At 54.3% G+C, this 21,138-nt stretch carries 21 protein-coding genes; 5 read left to right on the top strand and 16 right to left on the bottom strand.

The window, feature by feature from the left end:
• Positions 1-255: 255 nt before the first annotated feature.
• The 11 genes from LPA02S_RS05170 to LPA02S_RS05120 form a co-directional block, all read right to left on the bottom strand.
• Positions 256-1,275, bottom strand: a complete 1,020-nt coding sequence (locus LPA02S_RS05170) for an NAD(P)H-dependent glycerol-3-phosphate dehydrogenase (protein WP_054651199.1) — start codon at positions 1,273-1,275, stop codon at positions 256-258.
• Positions 1,276-1,285: 10 nt separating this feature from the next.
• On the bottom strand, positions 1,286-2,122 hold the full coding sequence (gene lgt / locus LPA02S_RS05165; protein ID WP_054651197.1) for a prolipoprotein diacylglyceryl transferase: 837 nt from the start codon (positions 2,120-2,122) through the stop codon (positions 1,286-1,288).
• A 28-nt stretch (positions 2,123-2,150) separates the two neighbouring features.
• Complete coding sequence (gene hprK, locus LPA02S_RS05160; protein WP_056957047.1) at positions 2,151-3,098, bottom strand: HPr(Ser) kinase/phosphatase; 948 nt, start codon at positions 3,096-3,098, stop codon at positions 2,151-2,153.
• A gap of 89 nt (positions 3,099-3,187) precedes the next feature.
• A complete protein-coding gene (locus LPA02S_RS05155; protein WP_082607956.1) occupies positions 3,188-3,823 on the bottom strand; it encodes a TIGR01906 family membrane protein in 636 nt (211 codons plus the stop codon).
• Entirely contained in the window at positions 3,823-4,602 is a 780-nt protein-coding gene (locus LPA02S_RS05150) for a TIGR01457 family HAD-type hydrolase (protein WP_054651193.1), read from the bottom strand. The genes LPA02S_RS05155 and LPA02S_RS05150 overlap by 1 nt, the downstream gene beginning before the upstream one ends.
• A gap of 18 nt (positions 4,603-4,620) precedes the next feature.
• Positions 4,621-5,409, bottom strand: coding sequence for a YutD family protein (locus LPA02S_RS11950; RefSeq protein ID WP_054651191.1), 789 nt, complete (start codon positions 5,407-5,409; stop codon positions 4,621-4,623).
• Between the two features lie 53 nt (positions 5,410-5,462).
• Positions 5,463-6,068 (bottom strand): metallophosphoesterase, encoded by a 606-nt coding sequence (locus LPA02S_RS05140; protein ID WP_056957049.1) that lies wholly within the window; start codon positions 6,066-6,068, stop codon positions 5,463-5,465.
• A gap of 32 nt (positions 6,069-6,100) precedes the next feature.
• Positions 6,101-6,844 carry a YibE/F family protein gene (locus tag LPA02S_RS05135; RefSeq protein ID WP_054651201.1) on the bottom strand — a complete coding sequence of 248 codons (744 nt, stop codon included), beginning with the start codon at positions 6,842-6,844 and terminating at the stop codon, positions 6,101-6,103.
• Positions 6,840-7,916 (bottom strand): YibE/F family protein, encoded by a 1,077-nt coding sequence (locus LPA02S_RS05130; RefSeq protein WP_056957050.1) that lies wholly within the window; start codon positions 7,914-7,916, stop codon positions 6,840-6,842. The genes LPA02S_RS05135 and LPA02S_RS05130 overlap by 5 nt, the downstream gene beginning before the upstream one ends.
• Before the next feature lie 99 nt (positions 7,917-8,015).
• On the bottom strand, positions 8,016-8,327 hold the full coding sequence (locus LPA02S_RS05125; RefSeq protein WP_054651187.1) for a hypothetical protein: 312 nt from the start codon (positions 8,325-8,327) through the stop codon (positions 8,016-8,018).
• A gap of 2 nt (positions 8,328-8,329) precedes the next feature.
• Complete coding sequence (locus LPA02S_RS05120; protein WP_056957051.1) at positions 8,330-9,247, bottom strand: ribokinase; 918 nt, start codon at positions 9,245-9,247, stop codon at positions 8,330-8,332.
• A 268-nt stretch (positions 9,248-9,515) separates the two neighbouring features.
• Here LPA02S_RS05120 and pepV point away from each other — a divergent pair, with 268 nt between their 5' ends.
• From pepV to LPA02S_RS05105, 3 genes are all read left to right on the top strand, one after another.
• Positions 9,516-10,928 carry a dipeptidase PepV gene (pepV, locus tag LPA02S_RS05115; protein ID WP_056957052.1) on the top strand — a complete coding sequence of 471 codons (1,413 nt, stop codon included), beginning with the start codon at positions 9,516-9,518 and terminating at the stop codon, positions 10,926-10,928.
• Entirely contained in the window at positions 10,928-11,686 is a 759-nt protein-coding gene (locus LPA02S_RS05110) for a biotin--[acetyl-CoA-carboxylase] ligase (protein WP_056957053.1), read from the top strand. The genes pepV and LPA02S_RS05110 overlap by 1 nt, the downstream gene beginning before the upstream one ends.
• Positions 11,687-11,800: 114 nt before the next feature.
• A complete protein-coding gene (locus LPA02S_RS05105) occupies positions 11,801-14,536 on the top strand; it encodes a transglycosylase domain-containing protein (protein WP_056957054.1) in 2,736 nt (911 codons plus the stop codon).
• Positions 14,537-14,792: 256 nt separating this feature from the next.
• Here LPA02S_RS05105 and ccpA read toward each other — a convergent pair whose 3' ends face one another.
• Positions 14,793-15,794 (bottom strand): catabolite control protein A, encoded by a 1,002-nt coding sequence (ccpA, locus tag LPA02S_RS05100; RefSeq protein WP_054651175.1) that lies wholly within the window; start codon positions 15,792-15,794, stop codon positions 14,793-14,795.
• A 287-nt stretch (positions 15,795-16,081) separates the two neighbouring features.
• On the opposite strand from ccpA, the gene LPA02S_RS05095 reads away from it, so the two are divergent.
• Positions 16,082-17,185, top strand: a complete 1,104-nt coding sequence (locus LPA02S_RS05095) for a M24 family metallopeptidase (RefSeq protein ID WP_056957055.1) — start codon at positions 16,082-16,084, stop codon at positions 17,183-17,185.
• A gap of 127 nt (positions 17,186-17,312) precedes the next feature.
• Here the strand turns inward: LPA02S_RS05095 and LPA02S_RS05090 are convergent, their stop codons facing one another.
• The 3 genes from LPA02S_RS05090 to LPA02S_RS05080 all read right to left on the bottom strand — a co-directional run bounded on the left by LPA02S_RS05090 (position 17,313) and on the right by LPA02S_RS05080 (position 19,121).
• A complete protein-coding gene (locus LPA02S_RS05090; RefSeq protein WP_225354978.1) occupies positions 17,313-18,020 on the bottom strand; it encodes an HAD hydrolase-like protein in 708 nt (235 codons plus the stop codon).
• 96 nt (positions 18,021-18,116) lie between these two features.
• Positions 18,117-18,668, bottom strand: a complete 552-nt coding sequence (locus tag LPA02S_RS05085; RefSeq protein WP_054651173.1) for a YtxH domain-containing protein — start codon at positions 18,666-18,668, stop codon at positions 18,117-18,119.
• 12 nt (positions 18,669-18,680) lie between these two features.
• On the bottom strand, positions 18,681-19,121 hold the full coding sequence (locus LPA02S_RS05080) for a DUF948 domain-containing protein (protein WP_054651171.1): 441 nt from the start codon (positions 19,119-19,121) through the stop codon (positions 18,681-18,683).
• 219 nt (positions 19,122-19,340) lie between these two features.
• Here LPA02S_RS05080 and LPA02S_RS05075 point away from each other — a divergent pair, with 219 nt between their 5' ends.
• Positions 19,341-20,228: a mechanosensitive ion channel family protein gene (locus LPA02S_RS05075; protein ID WP_056957056.1), complete on the top strand. Its 888-nt coding sequence runs from the start codon at positions 19,341-19,343 to the stop codon at positions 20,226-20,228.
• 82 nt (positions 20,229-20,310) lie between these two features.
• On the opposite strand, the gene cbpB is transcribed toward LPA02S_RS05075, so the two are convergent.
• Positions 20,311-20,802 carry a cyclic-di-AMP-binding protein CbpB gene (cbpB, locus tag LPA02S_RS05070; protein ID WP_054651169.1) on the bottom strand — a complete coding sequence of 164 codons (492 nt, stop codon included), beginning with the start codon at positions 20,800-20,802 and terminating at the stop codon, positions 20,311-20,313.
• Positions 20,803-21,138 lie beyond the last annotated feature (336 nt).

Raw genomic sequence — 21,138 nt, 5'->3', positions numbered from 1 at the left:
GCGGGGACCAGCCGCTCAACCGGAGCCACCACGCCAGTACGGCCAGCCACTAACAGCGGTCACCGTGGAGCAGTCCACAAAGTCACCGCATCTCACGGCACCCCCAACGGGCAGCACCGCCACCCGGATACCAAGACCCCAATACAGAAGCCTGGGCCAGCGAGAGTAGAAGACTCCGCTAGCCCAGGCTTGTATACCGACAGTACCGCCACTGGATGGCAGCGGCCCCGTCAAAGTTCACTTGTGTTGACGCAATTATTCCTCAAACTCAGGCTTAGCGTCACGGGCCATGAGCCCCTTAATGACGTTCGTAATTGGCTGGTCTTCATACAACACGGAGTAAATTGCTTCCGTGATTGGCATGTCCACGTGCTCCTTGGCCGCCAATTCGTGCGCAACTTTGGCCGTCGACACACCCTCGACCACCTGACCCATGTTGTCGAGCACATCCTGTAGACGCTCGCCGTGGCCCAGCTGGTTACCTGCACGCCAGTTGCGGGAGTGCTCACTCGTAGCGGTCACAATCAGGTCACCAACACCAGACAGACCGATAAACGTCTGGGCGTCCGCACCCATCTTCACGCCCAGACGGCTAATTTCAGCTAGCCCACGCGTAATCAACGCTGCTTTGGTGTTGGCACCATAGCCGAGGCCCACCGCAGCTCCGGCCCCAATGGCGATAACGTTCTTCAACGCCGCACCCATTTCCACACCGATGACATCCGCGTTAGTGTACAGACGGAAGTAATCGTTAGCAAAGATGGCCTGCACACGCTGAGCGGCAGCCAGGTCCGTCGACGCAGCGGTCAAAGCGGTTAGGTCCTTAGTGGCCACATCTTCAGCGTGACTTGGCCCAGACACGACCACCACGGCCTGACGGTTCTCGGCTGGGATCACGTCGTCCAGCACCTGTGAAATCCGCATGTAGCTACCCTTTTCTAGCCCCTTAGCCAAGGAGCCCAGAATTGGCTTGTTGCCCGTCGCTTGCAGAATGGGCAGCAATTGCTGCGCCGTGCTCCGCACAACGTTTGTTGGTACCACGAATAGGATGAGTTCCGCACCCTCTACAGCGGCGGCCAGGTCGGACGTCGCCTTCAGGTTAGCGTTCAGGCGGAAGCCAGGCATGTAGTGCTCGTTGGTGTGCTGGTCGTTAATCTCGCGGGCATCCTTATCCAAGTATGCCCAACTAGTGACGTCGTGACCATTTTCAACCAACATGTTAGCAACAACGGTCCCCCAGGAACCAGCACCTAAAACAGCAACTTTTGTAGACATAGTGTGATTTTCACTCCTTATTATTAATCGCAGCGTTGAGATTACCCTCTAAATACCAAGGCGCCGAGCTGCGATAACGACGGTAGACCCAAACGGCCAGTGCCCCAACAAACAGGATGACCGACAACAATTGTGATACCCGCAAGTTAGCCGTAATGTACAGGCTATCGGTCCGCATCCCCTCGACGAAGAAGCGGCCGAAGCTGTACCACATCAAGTAGGTTAAAAATACTTCACCCTGTTTGAACAGGTGATGGCGATGCCGAATCAGCATCAGAATAATGAACCCCACAACGTTCCAACTTGACTCGTACAAAAAGGTCGGCTGACGATAAGCACCACCAATGTACATCTGCTGCACAATCCAGTTGGGGATGTGCAACCCAGTCAGAAAAGCCTTGGTTGTGACGCCACCAAAGGCCTCCTGGTTCATAAAGTTGCCCCAACGCCCGATGGCCTGAGCAATCATCACCGTGGGCGCGGCAATATCCAGTACCAACCAAATCGACAGATCGTGGGCACGGCAATAAATAATGAACACTAGGGCGGACGCAATCAGCGCACCGTAGATGGCAATGCCACCATGCCAGATGGCAATAATCTGCGCCGGGTGCTGACTGTAGTACTGCCACTCAAAGAGAACGTAATACGCCCGCGCACCAATGAGCGCAAAGGGTAACGACCAGAGCACCAGGTTGAGAATGTGATCCTCACTCACGTCCCGGCGTTGTGCTTCTCTAATCGCCAGGTATACCGCCAGCAACACCCCACTAGCAATGATAATGCCATACCAGTGTACTTCCAGGCCACCCAGCTGTAACGCAATGGGATTTAAGGCTGCAAACATAGACACGCTCCTTTAAAAACTGGGCTCGTTAGCGGGCTTCATCCTCTTCTTCGTTATGAGTGATGAGCTGCGCTAGGTTGGCCTTGAATTTTTCCGTGGCGTCGAAGCCCATCCGCTTGGCACGGAAGTTCATCGCCGCCACCTCAATGATAATGGCCAAGTTACGCCCAACACGTACCGGCACCGTGATGCGCGGTACCGGTACGTTCATGATTTCCTGGGTATCCTCACCGGTACCCAGTCGGTCAAACGTTTTGTCGTCGGACCAATTTTCCAGGTGGACAATCAAAGAGATGCTGGTGGCCGAACGCACCGCGCCGGCACCGAACAAGTCCATGACGTCAATGATACCAACCCCACGGATTTCCAACATGTGGTCCAGAATCTTTGGGGCTTCACCAATGACCGTGGTTTCGTCCTGCTGGTGGACATCCACGCGGTCGTCCGCTATCAGCCGGTGACCACGTTGCACTAATTCCAGCGCGGTTTCAGACTTACCAATCCCAGACTCACCAGTAATCAGGATACCCATCCCGAAAATTTCAACTAGCACGCCGTGAATACTATCGCGCTCAGCCAACTCGCCATCAAGGTAATCGGTAATCAGCGACACCAAGCGGGTCGTTGGTAGTTGGGAACTCAGGACCGGAATGTGCGCCTTAGACGCAGCCGCAATCATCTCATCAGGAGCGGATAACCCCCGTGAAACTACGAATGCCGGCGTGTCCGGGGTGCACATGCGTTCCAACACCTTCACTTGACTATCCTTAGCCATGTTCTTGGTGTACGACGTTTCTGTCCGCCCAAACAACTGAATCCGTTCGTGCGGGTAATAGTTAAAGTACCCGGTCAGTTCGAGACCAGGCCGTGAAATATCACTAACGGTAATCTTGCGTTCGTCTAGATACTCCTGACCACTCACTACATCCAAATGTCCGGCCTTAACCAGGTCGGCAACCGTGACATACTCAGCCATGACGTAACCTCCGTTTTATGTGCCTACGTCAATTTTACCATAGTTAGCCCTACCGCCGACGCATCCGTTACAGGCCGGCCAACTTTTACCTAACCACGACGGGCGTCGCGTCGCCCCCACACCAACATACTTACCAGTGCCCCAACCAGCAGCAAGAAGCCAATGGCAAAGCAGGCAGCGAAGAAGCCTTCCGGTAACACGTTAATGATGGGGTCGAGCTGCGGGTCAAACTCCCAGTCCTGGTTGCGGAACAACAATTCGTGAAAGGCGATAAAAAAAACGTTAAAGTTAAGCCCCATCGCAACGAGCAAGGCGGCCACCACGGTTAGGCCACCCCAAGCGCTAGTCCGCAGGAGGTATCCTTGATGCTGCTCACGTAAGCGGTGTAGCCACTTCCACGTTAAGGGCACCGTCACGACCATGACCACCAAATTCAGGACGAACAACCGCTGCACGTCCGCAAAGTGGGTGGCTCCACTCACGCTTACCCGAAAGTCCGGTAGCCACAAACGGTGCACCCACGGCATGTACAGGTACGACCACATGTTTAAATAGTTATGTAAAAGACGGGCCGGCGACATCCCGGCGACCCGGTCTAGTCGGTCCCAATGTATCCAGCCAACGAACAGTGGCACCGACACGAGCGTCACCACAAAGATGATGCCGCTAATCAATGCGAGCCACATCGTGACCAGCCGCCCCCAGCGGCGCAACCGGCAGGACATTAGACTTCCCAGTCGTCCAGGCTGTCTACCTGGTCCGTGGGTTGGATTTCCTGTCGTGCAACCTGTTCCTTGGTGGAAATACCCGTGTAAACCAGCAACGTCCCCGTGCCGGCGTTGATACCGGCTTTGATATCAGTATTGTAGTTATCGCCCACCATCGCAACATCTTCGGCAGCTAACCCCATTTTGGCCAAAGCGGCGTCCATAATCGGCCGACGTGGCTTGCCAATGTAGAAAGCCTCTTGTTGTGTAGAGCGTTCCACTAACGCAATCACGGAACCCGCACCAGGCACCTGACCGCGCTCGTTAGGCAGGTTGGTATCCTCGTTAGTACCAATGAACATGGCACCGCGTTGAATTGCCAGCGTGGCCAGTTCAAATTTGTGGTAAGTCACGTCGTAATCCAGACCTACCACCACGTAGTCCGGGTCCAGTTCGTTCATTTTGATGCCGGTACTCAGAATCGCCTTCTTGAGGCCAATCTCACCGATAATGTAGATGGACTTGTCGCTCACATCCCCGTCGTTTTCACTCAACAAGTAGCTGGCTGTAGCGAGTGAAGGTGTGTAAACCTGGTCGGGCGTGACGTGAATGTCGTGTTTATCCGCCAAAAATGCGCACACCGTTTCTGGGGTACGCGTGGTGTTATTCGTTAAGAAGAGGAACGGGATGTTTGCCGCCTGCAAGCGCTCAACGAAGCGCTTGGCAGCGGGAATCCGCTCGTTGCCCCGGTAGATGGTACCGTCTAGGTCAATTAAATAGCCTTTATATTTACTCAAAAGAACTGCCCCACTCCGTTATTTACTATGGTTATCATCCAACCGGCGAATCGTAAACCGCCGTCCGGACTGATCTTTTTGCGTAGTTGCCTTCTGGTTGTGTCCCCGTTGCGGCTGCTTGGTCTGCGCGCGGCGCTCCGTGTATGGATGCTGCTTATCCGCAGATTGCCGTTCAGTATGGCGACGTTGCTGCCCCCCGTTACGGCTGGTGTGCCCCGACGGACGCTGATCACGCTGTGGACGCGACGATTCACTGCTTGACCGGTGGTGCTGCTTACGCCCCGCGTCTGGTGACTGCGTCCGTTTACGTGGTTCCTGGTGGCGCCTTCTGTAATCCGGTTGACTACTTTGCTCTTCATCAGGACGGCGGTGCCGGCCCCGACCACCGCGGTGCGCGCGTTTACGCTTCGGTTTGGCTTCGGGTGCGTCCAAGCGCTCAATCACAAAGTAGGCACAGCCAAAATTACAGAACTCGTACAAGTAGTCTTCTAGGTGACTGATGGTCTGGTCGGCCGCCGCCTGCGCGTTGTCATCGTGATAAAAGCCGCGTAACCGCAGCTGGTCGTAGCCCCAATCCCCAACGATATAATCATATTTTGCCAATACGTCATCATACCGATTGTTCAGGGCCTCTCGGTCGACTGCATCCTTATACTCAGTCACCACCTGGTACCGGCGACCGTCGATGGTCAACATATCCGGCGCCACCTGCACTACACGGGGCGGCGTTGTGTTAGTAGTCGCATCCGCCGCTAACGCTGTGGGCGTCTCCGCGACACTATCCTCATGTTCCTCTGGTTTAGCCAATCAGCTAACCTCCTCAAAAATTCAAAGTTAATTATGGTCGAACTTGCCCGACCTCACATGCGGTTCTTGGCGTTCGCCGCGCGCTTGGCCTGATAAATGGCCTCAATTTCGGGCACGGTCAACGGGCTCCCCCACGGCAATGGTTCCGGCAACAAAGCACGTTCGGGCGAATCAACGCCCACGTTGATATTCTCTTCCTGATACACGGAGCTATTGTGAATGTGGCCGTGCAGGTTCAGCACCTGATGCACGATTCCCATCATCATGGGGTAGTGGGTCAAAAATAGTTGCCGGTGATCCGCCTTAATAATCGTCCCCACGTCATGGAACTTAAATTTATCCTGTCCGTGCCAACCGGGATCATTCTGGTGTAAAAACTTGAACAACGCCCGATAATCATGGTTGCCCTTGATGAACGTAATACGACCGTGCAATTGTACCAGTATTGCGAGCACAGACGCGTTGGTGGGTACATTTTCTGGATTCATGGCAATATCACCGAGGTGGTACACCACGTCGTTGTCGTCCACGCGCGCATTCCAAGCGTTAATCATCGCTTGATTCATAGCCGCAGTTGAATCGAACAGGCGGGGCGCAAATTGATTATCACCCAACAAGTCACTATGAAAGAAGTGCGTATCCGCAATAAAGAAAATCATGGTCACACCTCCAGTACCGTAATGCCACTAGTTTACCCCTTCTGTTCTCGACCCGCACGTGCGCGGTGGCCAACGACCCAGGTCGTGACCGGTACGGTTAAAATAACCGCTATCACCGAGAACAGTACGGTGAGTAACTCCGCAACAAAAATTTTGTTGTTAAACACTTCCCATAGTGGGTACTTAAGCTGCGTAAACCAGACAAACAATCCAGCAAAGCCGCCAAAGAAACCGAAGAACAGCGTGTTAATGGCCGTACCAATAATTTCACGGCCCATCTGCACGATGCCTTCATGGTCCCGTTCGACGTCCAACTCGTTAATCCCGGCGGAAACCGCAATGGCAGCTTCGGCAATTGCCCCCAAAGTGCTCAGTAGGGACGCCGCCATCATAATTTGCTGGAACCGGATGCCAATGGTCACTTCTAGACCCTCTAGGTCCTCGCTGTCCTCGGCGCCAAAGCCGGCTGCGTGACTATGCACAACCACCACAAACACTAACGCGAGCAACCCCAGCATCACGATGATGGCCGCAACAAACGCTGGTCCGGCTACGTCCATGTTGCTGTTGGTCAAGAAAATTGTCGCTGCTAGGATTAACATCCCCGCAATGGCCGCTACCCACACGGGTGAAAAGCCACCAGCCATCAACACCACGCTAATAAATAAAACTAGGGTGTTGAGTAGCAGGCTCATAAAGATACTTAGGCCTCGTCTACCACCAACGGCAACCAGCAAGACGAGTAACGTTACGATTAATAATAACATGCCGTTAATCATGGGCCACCCCTCCCCGCTGTGCCCGCGCGGCTAAAGCCGCCAGGCCACTAGTAATGGGCACAGCCAGAACGATACCAAAGGCGCTAATCAGTGACTGTGCAAAGCCGAGCCCCATCACCCAGTCAATGGTTTGGGCAATGCTGTTGCCGTTGCGTAACCACAACACCGATTCGGCGAAAGTATCAGCGATGAAAATCATGAATAGCACTGAAATTAACGGGCCCATTACGGACCGTCCGATATCCATCCCGGCTTTGAAACGCTGGGAGGCACCGCCGTTCAGTTGAAAGATCGCGACCGAGATGTCGCTAGTCTCATCCAGAACCGCACCGAGTGAACCGACAATAATTTCCACGTAAAAAAGTAACGCGGGCGACTGGGTCACGTACCGAACCTGTTGCAAGTGAATACCGCTATAGTTGGTCCACGTCATGACCGCGTAACCGAGTCCCACTGCACCAACCGTAGCCAGGAGGGTTGCCGCCGCTATCACTAGGCCCACGGGGCGCCAACCGATGACGAATAGGACCGTGACAATTGTGAAAATGACAACCAAAGTGGTAAAAATCCCCCACGCGTGGTTGCCGTTCCAGTGGAGGTCCAAATGAATCGCCGAGAAAAACAGCACCGTGTTGGCGGTGATCGAAGCAATAATTACCAGCGCGTGTTTGGCAGCTAGCAGGCAGATTAGTAACAACGTAATGACCATCAATACACCCAGCACAACGTCACGTTTGTTGTCCCGGAATTGGTAACCACTACCAGACTTGGTCAGAAACACCTGGTTACCCTGTTTGAGCGGACTATCCAGGGCACCAGACTGGGTGTACTCGTTAGTGAAGTGCACCGTCGCGCCCTTCTGCTCAGTGTTCAACAAGCGGGCGGTAATTGTTTGCTTAGTCTGATAATCAGTATTGTTATATGAATCCACTTCTTTTTGGGCCTGGCCGTTCTGCACAGACGTGACCTGCGCCACGGGCACCGAATACAGACCGGCATCATGCCGCAGCCCCACGCCAACCAGCAATACTATAATGGCAGCTCCGAGCCACCACCACCGTTTGCTCATCCTTAGCCTTCTTTCAACGAATCCATACCGCACTACACTTTAAAATCACCATGAACAACGGCCACAGTGGGTAATCGCACCACCGATGAGCGGCTAAAATCAGGAAATATGGTTAGCCCGTAGCACCTCATGATATGCGTCCTTAATGGGGCCTTCAGGTTTCGCCCACTCTTCCCAGTGGTCGGGCTTGAGGCTGGGAAAATCATAATGGTCGTTAATATACTCTTCATATTTGCGCACTGCGGTACTATGCGGAATGTTGAGCTGCAAAATCCGCACCTCTTTGATGTAACCGTCCAATGCACACCGTTCCGCCACGCCGTTCATATAAATATTGCCCAATTCAAAGTAGCGGGTGTCATCGTTCCGGATTATTTCCTGGATTAAATCAAACGTTTGGTACTGAGCCAATGCTAATGTGCCCCCTTCAGGAAAGCCGTCACCGCCGCTGCGTCCGGAATGGACGGCTGACCGCCCACGTGTGCCACAGCAATGCCGGAAGCCGCAGTGGCGTAATCGAGCGCGTCAGCCACGTCACCACGGCCATACTGACTGAGAAAACCACCAATAAACGTATCGCCCGCGCCGGTAGTATCCACCGCCTGCACGGTGTACGCGGGTATAGAAAAGTCGCCGCTAGGTCCGGAGTAATAGCTCCCCTTTTCGGCCAAGGTAATGATCACCTCGTTGGCACCCTGCGCGCGTAAAGTCGCGGCGGCCTCGGCCGTCGCAGCAGCGTCAACCATGTCAATGCCGGTCAGAGCGGTGGCTTCACCCTCGTTGGGGATGATAATATCCGTCGCCGCCAGGAGCTCTACTGGCACCCCATGACGGGCGGGCGCCGGGTTAAGCACGGTCTTAACGCCGCGCTTTTTGGCAGCCGCGAAAGCTTCCGTGACCGTCTGCATGGGTGATTCAAAGGTAGCCATGAGGAAATCATCCGGGCCCAACTCCGCTATCACGGGTGCCACGTCGTCCATGGTGACCGCGGCGTTGGCGCCGCTAGCAACCACAATCCGGTTTTGCCCTGAAGGCTCCACCATGATGACGGCTCGACCGGTAGGCTCCACTTCGTCAGTCACCAAATGCTGCGTTTGTACCCCTTTGGCCACTAGCGCCTGGCGTAGGCCGACACCGGCACCGTCATTACCAACGCGCCCGATAAAATCGACGTCCATACCGTTCAGAGCGGCGGCTACCGCTTGGTTGGCGCCTTTGCCACCAGGAGCTTCCGCGAGGTTATCCGCTATCAGCGTTTCACCAGGGTGCGGAATCTGCTGCACCGCAAAAATCTGGTCCAAATTGATACTGCCAATGATTGCTAATGTCATTTTTCGCTCCATTCGCCGGGCACGTGCCCGAAGTTGATTTTTATGTATACTGACAACACCTAAGTATAGCCTCTATCATACCAAATACGTCCTGGTACCGCCAAAAATGTCGGCCCACATCACGCCACAATGACCGTGGTCACCACGCCGTCCGTGATTGCTAACCCCGATAATGTAGCACTGTGAGCGCAGGGTGGCGGTGGGATGTGGTATTCTTATAGCAAATATTGAATTTTGGACTGCACCGTTACCATAAGGAGGAAAAATCATGGCCATTGATTACGCGGCAGCCGCCGCCAAGTACCGTGACGATATTATTGCTGACCTGTCCACCCTCGTTGCTATTGATTCAGAACGCGACGTGGAGCACGCCACCGCTGACGCACCGTTGGGACCTGGCCCTGCCGAAGCACTCGCCACCATGTTCAAAATTGCGGAGCGCGATGGTTTTAGTACTACTAACGTCGAAAATGTTGCCGGACGTATTGAAGTTGGTAGCGGTGAGGACATCCTGGGTGTGCTCGCCCACCTCGACGTGGTTCCTGCTGGCGAGGGTTGGACCCGCACACCCTTTCAGGCAACGATTGAGGGTAACCGGATTTACGGCCGGGGAACGGCCGACGACAAGGGTCCTGGGATTGCCGCCTATTACGCCCTCAAGGTAATTCGCGATTTGCAGTTGCCACTAAACAAGCGGGTGCACCTGATTTACGGTACTGACGAGGAATCCGAGTGGTACGGCATGACACGCTACATGGAAACCCAAGAAAACCCGACGTTAGGATTTTCACCGGACGCTGAATTTCCTATTATTAATGGTGAGAAAGGTATCGCCGACTTTGAAATTCAGTTGGCGCACGTGGCGGCCCGTGCTGCCACCACCACTTTGCACGCATTTAACGCCGGCATCCGGGCCAACATGGTCCCCGTTACCGCTACCGCCACACTAACTGGTGCCATTCCGACTGACCTCGAAGCCGTCGCGGGTGCTTTTGACGAGGCGAACGGTACCAAGACTGCCGTAACGCCAGTCAATAACGGCGTTACCATCACCTTAACTGGACGCGGGGCGCATTCCTCCATCCCCGCCGGCGGGATTAACGCCGGGACGTACCTCGCCGCACTGATTGACCAACTGGGTCTGCAGCTCGACCCCGCCGGTCAACAGTACTTGGCAGTTATTACCAACTTCCTCCACGCTGAAACCAACGGTGCCCGGCTAAACGTCGCGCTGACCGACCAAAAGATGGGCCCGCTGACCGCCAGCCCCGATATCTTTGCGTTCGAGCAGGACGGTCCCCAAACCATTTTGGTCAACGTGCGTTACCCGCAAGGCACGGACGCCGAGGCCATCCGGGATAATATGGAAAGTAGTATCGGTACTGACCACGTGAACGTCACCATTCACGGACGGGTTGAGGAACCACATTATGTTCCCGCCAGTGACCCGTTGGTCCAAACACTACTGCAGGTCTACACGGACCATACCGGCCTGCCGGGTGAGGAAGGTATCGTCGGTGGCGGGACGTACGGACGGATGCTTCAGCGCGGCGTTGCGTTTGGTGCGCAAATGCCCGGTGCCCCCGAAGTAATGCACATGGCCGACGAGTACATCACGATTGACGACATTATGCGTGCTGTCGCCATCTACGCCGACGCAATTGTGCGGCTCGCTCAGTAATGGCCGACGACGCTTTCACCGACGCCCTGTATGCCCGCGGACTTCACGTACCGTTTCTGCACGCAGAGAGCGTCGACTCCACCAACGCCTGGGCAGAGCGTGAGTTAGCCCAAGGCCGGCACACCCCCTTTGTCCTGTTGGCTGACACACAAAATGCTGGTGTGGGGCAAAGGGGCCACCAGTTCGATTCGCCGGCGGGTACGGGGATGTACTGTACGTACGTTCTATCCGCTACCCCCGAACAGATGATGTTACTCATGCCCGCAGCGGGTGTGGCCGCGAGTCGGGCCTGTGCCATCGTCAGTGGTACCACCCCACGGCTCAAATGGGTCAACGACCTGCTTGTCGGCCGCAACAAAATCAGTGGCATCCTAGCCTGGATTCGCCAAGACAGGGCTGGGCACCCCGTTGCCGTGTTGGGTTGGGGCCTCAACTTAGCTTTACCCGCAAACCGACCGTTAGTCGCTAACCAACCCGTGGCCGGGCTGTGGGCTGTAGCGCCGAACCCTGACCCTCGCCCCGCCCTTTTGGCCAACTTTTTGACCGAACTTACAACGTTGCTGGATACACCGGTAACGATTATGCCAGCATACCGGCGACTAGCCGCAGGCATTGGCTGGCGGGTACACATCGACGACGGGCAACGCCAACTGGATGGCACCCTGGCCGGCTTTGCCGACAACGGTAACGCAATTGTAAAAACAAGCACCGGGACGGTAACCGTCGCCCATGGTACACTAAGGTACGAGCAACTTTGAATTAGTAATTTGTGGGCCGCCATCCATTACCGGTGACGGTAACCAAGCGGACAACCGCAATCCGAGTGGTGACCATTATGGTCGCCCTACATATTTGTACTGGGAGATTTCAACGTGCGTAATTTTTTTAGCAAAGTGGGCCATTCGTGGTCCCGTATTGGCCACCGCATTAACCGTGGCTTCCACCATCAGGGTCGCCACCAACAGACCGGGCGATCACAGCAGTCGGAGCAGCACCATGATCGGCAACCGGTCACTAACCCGCTACCACCATTTTCGCGGGCGACGTGGACTTTGTACGCCGACACCATTCTGCAGACAATCCGCCACCTCGTTCTCGCCCTAGTTGCTGGGCTTATTTGTGCAGGCTTCCTCGCGTTGGGTGTCGGCGTCGGCTACTTTGCCTCCATCCTCGACAAGACACCCGTGCCTAGCGTATCGGCAATGACCCGTCAGGTGACGAACACGGAGGACTCCGCGACCCTGTACTACGCGAATAACGTCAAACTAGCCACGGTTATGAGTGACCTCGTGCGTGAGTCCGTCAGCAACAAAAACATGTCGCCGTGGGTCCGCAAAGCCATTGTGGCCACCGAGGACGCCGACTTTTACAAGCACAACGGGGTCACACCTAAGTCCCTCCTGCGCGCCGTCATTTCCTCTGTCACCGGTGTGGGGAGTCAAACTGGTGGCTCAACGCTGACGCAACAACTCGTTAAACTCCAGCTACTTTCGAGTGAAACCACGTTTAAGCGTAAGGCCAAAGAAATTGTGCTAGCCATGCGCGTTGATAAATACATGACCAAGTCGCAAATCCTCAACGCCTACCTCAACGTGGCCACTTTGGGGCGTAATAGTGATGGCGAGAACATTGCCGGCGTGGAGTCAGCGGCTGAGGGGATCTTCGGCGTATCCGCCAAGGATCTGAACATTGCGCAGTCCGCCTTCATCGCCGGATTACCACAAAGTCCGTTTATTTACACCCCGTACAATGCTGATGGCTCCCTGAAGGACAACCAAAAATACGGCGTCCAGCGGGAACGTGAAGTCCTGTTCCGCATGTACCGGGCGGGTTATATCACCAACAAGCAGTATCAAGAGGCCAAAAAATTTGACCTAGTTGCCTCCTTCCGGCGCACTGGTAGCAACGGCACGGACGAATCAACATCCGGCTTCGCGTACAGTTCCGTTATGCTGGAAGCCGAAAATACGCTCACCAAGCAACTCGCGCACAACGATGGCATTACCACCAAGAAGTTGAACGCGGACTCGTCGCTGAAGAAGGAGTACACGGATAAGGCGGCAACGCTCCTGACCACTAAGGGCTACCACGTTCACACCACCCTGGTTAAGCCAGTCTACGAGAAGATGCAGAGCGTCATGAGGGAATACCGGGATAATTGGGGCACCACGCATACGTACACCTACACGGATTCTGCCACTGGTAAAACCGAAACGGCTACCGAACCCGTGCAAAATGGTAGTGTGCTGTTGGATAACCAAACTGGTGCCATATTGGGATTTGTCGGCGGTGTTAAGAGCGGGATTAACCACATCTACTCAACCCGTTCATCCGGTTCCACCATCAAGCCCATCGCCGTTTATGGACCCGCAATTGAGAATCAGCTAATTGGTTCAGAATCCCAGCTGGCTGACTTCAAAACGAGCTTCACGAACTATTCGGTGAGCGACTTTGGCGGTACGATTGCCAACAAGTTCATGCCCGCCAGCTACGCGCTGGCCCATTCGTACAACATCCCCGCAGTCAACTTATACAGTGCGATCAAAGAGAAGGTCAACGTGGCCAGCTACATTAAGAAGATGGGCATCACCACCTTCACCAAGTCGGACTACTCGAAGCTGGGCTTTGCCCTCGGTGGTTCTGACTACGGGGTCAGCGTGAAGCAGGAGGCCAGTGCCTTCTCCACCTTTGCCAATAACGGACAACACGCCACCGCGTACATGATTAGTAGCATCACGGACCCATCAGGAAGAGCGGTGTACAAACACAAAGGCGGCAACACCAAGGTCTTCAGCAAGAGTACCGCCTACATCATGCAGAAGATGTTGCACGGCGTTGTGAGCTCGGGTACCGGGACGACGGTCAACTACCTGGCTAACTTTGACACCGACAACCTGATTGCCAAAACTGGTACTAGTAACGACGATAAGGACATCTGGTTCATCGGTAGTACACCAGGTCTGACCATGGCTAGTTGGATGGGTTATGACAACAACTATGGTCACTCGTTCTCGCTGGGGTCGAGCCAAAGTACCATTAACGAAACGTACTGGGCCGCCTCAATGAACGCCATTTACCAGCTAATTCCACAACAATTCAAGCTCCACAAGACTCTGAGTCGACCGAGCAACGTGAAATCGGTGAAGGTCAACTCCCTCACCGGCTTGCCGAACGGTACCGGCACGTTTAATGGGAAAACCGTCAAGACCAGTGGTAGCACCGTCACCAGTCTCTACAATGGCTGGACGCCTGACGCGTTTAAGACCGAGTTTGCCATTGGTGGTACCTTCAACAATTACCGCCTGTTCTGGAACTATATGGACGGTGCCAATAACGGGTACGGTAAGACAACGTCGGTCAAAGATGATGACGCCAGCGTGAATACTGACACCACGACTAAGGACCAACAGGATGCTGCCAAGGCAGCCGCTGCATCCAGTTCATCCAGCAGTGCGGCGGTCAGCTCCAGCAGCTCCAGCGTACTGTATAGCAGTGCACCCACCTACAGTTCCAGCAGTTCGGCAATCTCATCGTCATACGTCACAAGTTCATCGGTACCGGCAAGTTCATCATCAGCCGTTAGTTCATCGACTGAGGTAACACCGTAGAACCAGAACCAACAGGGCGAGAGTGGACCACAATGCGGTTAGCTCCCGAGCAATAACGTAATAATGCCGATATTCCACAATTCGGGAATATCGGCATTATTGTGTTAGGCACAGGGAGCTGTATTGTGGTCCACTCTTGTAGGCCGCCGTCGATGTTCATCGCTTTCTCGAGACTGCTAGTTGTGACTGGGCCTCACCCTATTGCGTTTTCCCGTGCAAAAAAACTTCCCCAAAAATGTTGGGGAAGCTTTTTAGCTTACTTGGTTGTCTGCCGTTCCGTAATGTCAAAGCCGAGACGAACGGTAATCTCATCGATACCCTCTTTGTTCATCAGCTTGGTCAGTAGACGCATGGCCACGGCACCAATATCGTAAAGTGGCTGGTCAAGCGACGTCAACTGCGGACGCGTCATCTGGGTCAGCTTGGTGTTGTTGCTAGTGATAATCTGGAAGTCATCAGGCACCCGCACACCGGCATCCAAAGCCGCGTTAAGGACCCCCACTGCCATCTCGTCATCGCTAATCAGTGCTGCGGTGGCACCAGCCTTCTGGATCTGCTTGAAGACAGCCAAACCAGCTTGGTAGCTGTATTCCGTTTCAAAGACGAGGCTCTCGTCATACGCAATGCCTGCACCGTCCAACGCCTGCTTGTAGCCACGCAACCGGTACTGGCCGGAAATCGGTTCACTCAACGGTCCGGTCACCAGCGCAATCTTCTTGTTGCCAGCATCCAGCAACTGCTTCGTGGCGCCCTGAACTGCGGCGACGTAGTCAATATTGACGCTTGCCAACTGCTCGTCAGGATCAACGGACCCGGCCAAAACAACTGGTGTCTTGCTACGGGCAAACTCGGAACGCAGATCATCGCTAATTGACCGGCCCATGTAAATCAAACCATCAACTTGCTTAGCCAACAGGGTGTTGACCACCTGCACTTCTTTTTGGTTGTTTTCATCGGAGTTAGCGAGGATGATGTTGTACTTGTACATTGAAGCCACATCGTCAATCCCACGCGCCAAACTGGAGAAAAACATGTTGGTGACATCCGGGATGATCACCCCCACCGTAGTGGTCTTCTTCGATGCCAGGCCACGCGCAACCGCGTTTGGACGGTAGTCAAGGCGGTCAATGACGTCCAAAACGCGGCGACGGGTGGCCGCCTTCACGTTTGGGTTACCGTTAACAACACGGGATACGGTCGCCATGGACACATTAGCCTCGCGTGCTACGTCATAAATTGTGATTGTCTGTTTCTCCATTGTTTCAAATCGTCCCTTCAAATTACTATATTTATCATGTATTGGATAATGATTTATCCTGTATAAGATAGCAGATTACGGAATCGAATGCAAGCGTTTTACCACTATTTGCACCGCTTTTTTCATGACATTTTCAATAGCATTTAGCGAGGCACCTTCTAATCGTTTACACGAGAGGCGTTTTCATTTAACCGTTTACATTCGCACAACCACCACGTTTGGCATTTTCTCATATGCTATACTGTATGCATACGCCTCATGGCGCCAACCAAAGGAGGAACCCATCCATGAATGAACATTTACAGCAACTCACCCAGTGGCTTCAGGACCAACAACTGGACGTTGCCTACATCAGCAATCCCACCAACATTAGTTACTTTAGCGGCTTCTTTCAGGATCCCGAAGAACGTGTCACGGCACTCTTTGCCTTCCCGGACCGCGACCCATTTTTGTTTACCCCCGCGCTCTCCATCGAAGAGGTGAAGCGTAGCGGCTGGTCGTACGACGTGCACGGCTACCTAGACCACGAGGACCCCTTTGCCCTCATTGGCGACGCAATTCGCGCTCATGCCGGCGAACCGGCCAAGTGGGCCATTGAAAAGGACGACCTGCCCGTTTACCGTTACGACGCCATCCGTCAACAATTTCCCGACGCCACCTTCCCCGCGGACGCATCGCGGTTCATCGAACAAAAGAAGCTCATCAAGTCCGACAGCGAAATTGCCCTCATGGACGCCGCCGGACGCGAGGCCGACGCCGCCTTTGCTGCCGGTTTTGCCGCTCTGCACAGTGGCGTGACGGAACAGGCGGTCGTCGCTGAAATCAACTACGCCATGATGAAACGGGGTGTCATGGAAATGAGTTTTGACACCATTGTCCAGGCGGGGGCCAACGCTGCCAACCCGCACGGTGGCCCGGAACTGAACCAAGTGCAGCCAGGTCAGATGGTCCTCTTTGACCTCGGTACCGTCCACCAGGGTTACGACAGCGATGCCACCCGTACCGTCGCGTTCGGCAAAGTCGGCGACCGGGAGCGCGAAATCCACGCGGTTTGTCTGGAAGCTAACTTAGCCGCTATGGAGGCCGCTAAGCCTGGGGTCACCGCCGCGAGCCTCGACAAAATCGCCCGGGACATCATCACCAAGGCCGGCTATGGTGAATACTTCAACCACCGCCTGGGTCACGGCATCGGCACTAGCACCCATGAGTTCCCATCCATCATGGAGGGCAACGACATGGAGCTGCAGCCGGGCATGTGCTTCTCCATTGAACCCGGCATCTACGTTCCTGGCTTCGCCGGTGTCCGCATCGAGGATTGCATCCACATCACGGCTGACGGCAACGAACCATTCACCCATACACCAAAGACGTTGCGGGTAATCGAACCGTAATTACCCGGTCATACGTCCTGAAGCGCAAATGTAGCCCCGTAGAGGTCCTCGACAACGAGGAACCTCCACGGGGCTACTATTGTATTTCGGGGGCTGTAAGTCCACGAGAGGGCCGTCACCGACTGTACTAGCCAGCCAGCACAGTCGAACCATCAACCAACTGCTGCGTGTGATCCACAACTTTGTTGGCACCCGCGTCCACCAGCTCCTGGCGGTCACCAAACCCGTAAGTGACGCCCAGTGTTTTCACACCGTTCGCCTGCCCACCCTTGATGTCGGTAAAGCGGTCACCAATCATTACGGAATGCGCTTGACCGGCACGCTGGTTACGCATGGCGTAGGCGAGCACATCCGCCTTCTTCACGCGGGTATGTTCGTCCATCGAGGCGCCATACACCCCGTCGAAGAGCGTACCCAGGTCAAAGTGGTCCACCAATCGGGCCACCATGGCTTCCGGTTTGGACGACGCAACCGCGGTGCGAAAGCCTTGATTGCGGAGCGCTCGCAGGCTATCGGTAATACCGGCGTACAAATCGGCCTCAAATATACCGCGGGCCTCGTAGTAGACCCGGTAGCTTTCAATGGCCCGGTCAACGGCGGCCGCATCAAGCTCCGGGTAAAACTGGTTGATACTATATGTGAGGCTGGGACCAATCCAGGTCCGGTACTGCGCGTCCGTCAGTGGCCGCATTTGGCGTTCGTGCACCATGTACTTAATACTATCCACAATGCCACGTTCAGAATCAGCAATTGTTCCGTCAAAGTCAAAGAAGAGTGTTTTATCCGTCACGTACTTGTCCCCATTCCGTTCATCGTACTGTTTATCATAACGCACAAGGAAGCCATCACCCCGGCTCCTAGAGTGAGTCCACGTGACGGCTTCCTTGCTAGACACGCCCTGATGACGCGCCCATAAACTTATGATCAATTATTACTCGTGGTCATCCGCCTTATCAGGAGCATCAGCGGCCGGCTTGTCCGCATCCGGAGCGGGCGCAGCCGTATCCGCTGCCACGTCAGCGGCTTCGGCGTCCCCGGCCGTGGCGGCAGGTTCTTCCGGAGTCGCAACCGCGTCGGGCTCAACATCGTCGTCCGCGTCCTCACCGGCATCCTTAGCCTGACCAAAGGCGCTCTTACCGTCAACGACGATGTCATCAAAATCATCATCGTCATCGTTACCGCCAACGAGCTTGGTCCGGATTGCTGCCGTCGCGTTGGTGAAGGCGGAGATATCACCATCTTCATTCGGTGTAATCTTAGTCTTCAGGCCAGTGACGAACTCCTCAGCGCTAGTCCGGAAGTCCTCCGTGGCATCCTTCGCAAAGTCAAAATAGTCTGCGGCCCGGTCAGACAGTTCGTTTGTACCGGACTTGAGCTTCTTTTTGAGCTCATCAGTTGTTTGTGGTGTTAAGAGGTAAGTTGCGGCCAGCGCACTGGCGCCACCTAAAATGAAACCTAGCAAGAAGTGGTTCTTTTTAGACATTAATGGGACCCCCTATTCCTCGTTGTCATTCTTATTCTTCGACATTGTTTTGCGTAGTACGCTAAAAGCAGACCGGCCGACCTTGAATGCGGCCAGGCCACCAGTAGCCTTCGCGGTCTTGTTAATGCTACCCGTGAGGTCGCGGGCCGCGTTGTTCAGGTCGGATACGCTCTCACCCAGATCACCCATGGCGGTGAATACTGGGTCAATCGTTTTGACCTTCCCGTTGACGTCCTCAAGCAGGTCGTTCGTCTTGACGAGCAACCCTTCGACCTCATTAGTAACGGTACCGAGCTCCCCGTTAATAGTTGCCAACGTTTTGTTCGTTTCGGCGACCGTGTTCTTTAAATCCTTACTAACACTCCCCAAGCTGACACACACAATGAAAATGCCTAAAGCAATAATCAAAAATGCGACTGCCGCAATGATGAGTGCAATTGTACCACCAGTCATGGCTAAACTCCCTTTCGCTGTCATCATTAAGAGGTGACGCTATAATACCACGACCACCAATTAAATACAGAATATCATCAAATGAACACGCATTCAATTTTTTGGGGCAGTTTTATTAATTAAATATTTGCTGATTGGTAGTCACAAAGGTGTGGTTCGGCGCGACCAACCGCGTCATCTTTGCTAAAATGAGGGGTGAAAAGCAATCGGGAGGACGTCATGCCATACTTACTCAGCGCCAAAACAACAAGTCAGTCAGTTTCATCGACGGTGACCCAAGCTAACCACTGGTTCAGCAACATTAACTGGGCTAGCATTCAAGCCACCATCATTAATCGTGCCATCCTGATTGTGATTGCCAGCATCCTGTTCTTCATCCTGAACCGGGGTGGCAAGTACCTCATTCGCCGTGTTTTCAGCCATTACGAAAATAGTCAGCTGGCCGGTAGCCGCTTTGCGACCGTCAAGATGCTGGTGCTGAACATCTTTAGCTACGTGGTCATCTTTTTCTACATTTACACCGCTCTGAGTATCCTGGGTATCCCCGTCGGCACGTTACTCGCTGGTGCAGGAATTGTGGGGATTGCTGTCGGTCTCGGTGCGCAGGGCTTCATTAGCGACATCGTGAACGGTTTTTTCATTATTTTGGAAGGGCAGCTAGACGTTGGCGACAGCGTTCAACTCGGACAAATTAGCGGCTCGGTGCAGGTGGTGGGTCTCCGGACCACACAAGTAGTCAGCGCGGACGGCACGTTGAATTACATTCCTAACCGTAACATCACAATCGTCCGGAACCTCTCACGCAACGCCATGACCGCCATCGTTGATCTCCCCGTTGCCAGTGACACAGACTCGGGTACGATTGAACGAATCGTCAAGAAGGTCAACGCCGAACTGGTGCCCAATGACGAAGACCTGACGAAGGCACCCGAGATAGTGGGCCTGGTACCCTCACAGTGGGGCGGTCTGGTCTACCAGGTACGCGTGACCGCTAAACCCGGCACCCAATCTGCCGTGCGGGCCCGCTTTCTGACTGCATACGTTGATGCGCTACGTGACGCTGGTATTACCGTGCGGACGGCGCCCACCGGCACAAAGCTGCCGTAAACGCCCATTAACAAACGAGTCCCCCAGTTACAGGCAACCCCACTATGCAGAGTGGGTTGGCCGACAACTGGGGGACCCTTTTTTATTCGACTTTGCCGGTTGCGTGAGCAGTTACTTTCGGCGTTACGTCGTAGTCCTTGCTCAAATCGTGGCAGATGTAGTTCAAGCTCTTCATCCATTCACGCCGGGTCACGATGCCCGTAAACTCTCCCGTGCTAGCCACTACCGGCAGGAACGGATCATTCACCAGCATGTGCATCACGTCCTCCAACGCGTACGGGTTCGCCACCGTCGTCACCTCTGTATCCATAACGTCACGGACACACATGTCGTCCAGTTGTTCAATCTTCAAGCTGTCAAGGCCCAACATGGTTTCAGTCACCATGGGCAACGAAATGAGACCCACGAACTGATCACCATCAAGCACGGGTATGCGCGCGTAGCGAACCTTAGTCAGAACAAGGAACGCGTGGGTCAAAGAGTTATCTGCCTGGACCGTCGCGACCATGGACGCCGGAATAACGTAATGTTCCCGGTTGACCATGAGCATATCCTCAACGGTTTTGTTTAACATCGGAATTCCCCCAAACTATCACCGAATTATTGGGCCGCCGCCCGCAGTTTTAATTGCGTTTTTTGTAAGCGATTGTTACGTTAATGAGCCGGCGTTTATCACCGACCTCGAGTATTATTGTACCCTGTCTGGAAACGAAACAACAGGGTTGCCCAGAAGCTTCAATGTTTCTTCAGTACCCTGACAGATTCTCCACACTTTCTTCACCATTGCTAGTCGTACATAATTCCGGTAGAATTTTCCCAGTGATGGCTACTGACCTATGGCTCCTAGTGGCGGTCCTGGCGGCGCGGTGGCTTCTGTTGGCGGTTCTGGCCGGTGGGGGGTGCCGTGGGG

Source organism: Lacticaseibacillus pantheris DSM 15945 = JCM 12539 = NBRC 106106, assembly GCF_001591865.1.
GTDB lineage: Bacteria > Bacillota > Bacilli > Lactobacillales > Lactobacillaceae > Lacticaseibacillus > Lacticaseibacillus pantheris.
The sequence above is the reverse complement of the archived record's forward strand: the minus strand, read 5'-3'. Positions and strand labels throughout refer to the sequence as shown.

What these genes read in the sequence shown, in the direction of transcription:
- LPA02S_RS05075 (WP_056957056.1), top strand. Translation starts at nt 19,341, where the DNA reads ATGCCATACTTACTCAGCGCCAAAACAACAAGTCAGTCAGTTTCATCG.
- LPA02S_RS05080 (WP_054651171.1), bottom strand. Translation starts at nt 19,121, where the DNA reads ATGACTGGTGGTACAATTGCACTCATCATTGCGGCAGTCGCATTTTTG.
- pepV (WP_056957052.1), top strand. Translation starts at nt 9,516, where the DNA reads ATGGCCATTGATTACGCGGCAGCCGCCGCCAAGTACCGTGACGATATT.
- LPA02S_RS05085 (WP_054651173.1), bottom strand. Translation starts at nt 18,668, where the DNA reads ATGTCTAAAAAGAACCACTTCTTGCTAGGTTTCATTTTAGGTGGCGCC.
- LPA02S_RS05130 (WP_056957050.1), bottom strand. Translation starts at nt 7,916, where the DNA reads ATGAGCAAACGGTGGTGGTGGCTCGGAGCTGCCATTATAGTATTGCTG.
- LPA02S_RS05140 (WP_056957049.1), bottom strand. Translation starts at nt 6,068, where the DNA reads ATGATTTTCTTTATTGCGGATACGCACTTCTTTCATAGTGACTTGTTG.
- LPA02S_RS05110 (WP_056957053.1), top strand. Translation starts at nt 10,928, where the DNA reads ATGGCCGACGACGCTTTCACCGACGCCCTGTATGCCCGCGGACTTCAC.
- hprK (WP_056957047.1), bottom strand. Translation starts at nt 3,098, where the DNA reads ATGGCTGAGTATGTCACGGTTGCCGACCTGGTTAAGGCCGGACATTTG.
- ccpA (WP_054651175.1), bottom strand. Translation starts at nt 15,794, where the DNA reads ATGGAGAAACAGACAATCACAATTTATGACGTAGCACGCGAGGCTAAT.
- LPA02S_RS05095 (WP_056957055.1), top strand. Translation starts at nt 16,082, where the DNA reads ATGAATGAACATTTACAGCAACTCACCCAGTGGCTTCAGGACCAACAA.
- LPA02S_RS05170 (WP_054651199.1), bottom strand. Translation starts at nt 1,275, where the DNA reads ATGTCTACAAAAGTTGCTGTTTTAGGTGCTGGTTCCTGGGGGACCGTT.
- cbpB (WP_054651169.1), bottom strand. Translation starts at nt 20,802, where the DNA reads ATGTTAAACAAAACCGTTGAGGATATGCTCATGGTCAACCGGGAACAT.
- LPA02S_RS05120 (WP_056957051.1), bottom strand. Translation starts at nt 9,247, where the DNA reads ATGACATTAGCAATCATTGGCAGTATCAATTTGGACCAGATTTTTGCG.
- lgt (WP_054651197.1), bottom strand. Translation starts at nt 2,122, where the DNA reads ATGTTTGCAGCCTTAAATCCCATTGCGTTACAGCTGGGTGGCCTGGAA.
- LPA02S_RS05155 (WP_082607956.1), bottom strand. Translation starts at nt 3,823, where the DNA reads ATGTCCTGCCGGTTGCGCCGCTGGGGGCGGCTGGTCACGATGTGGCTC.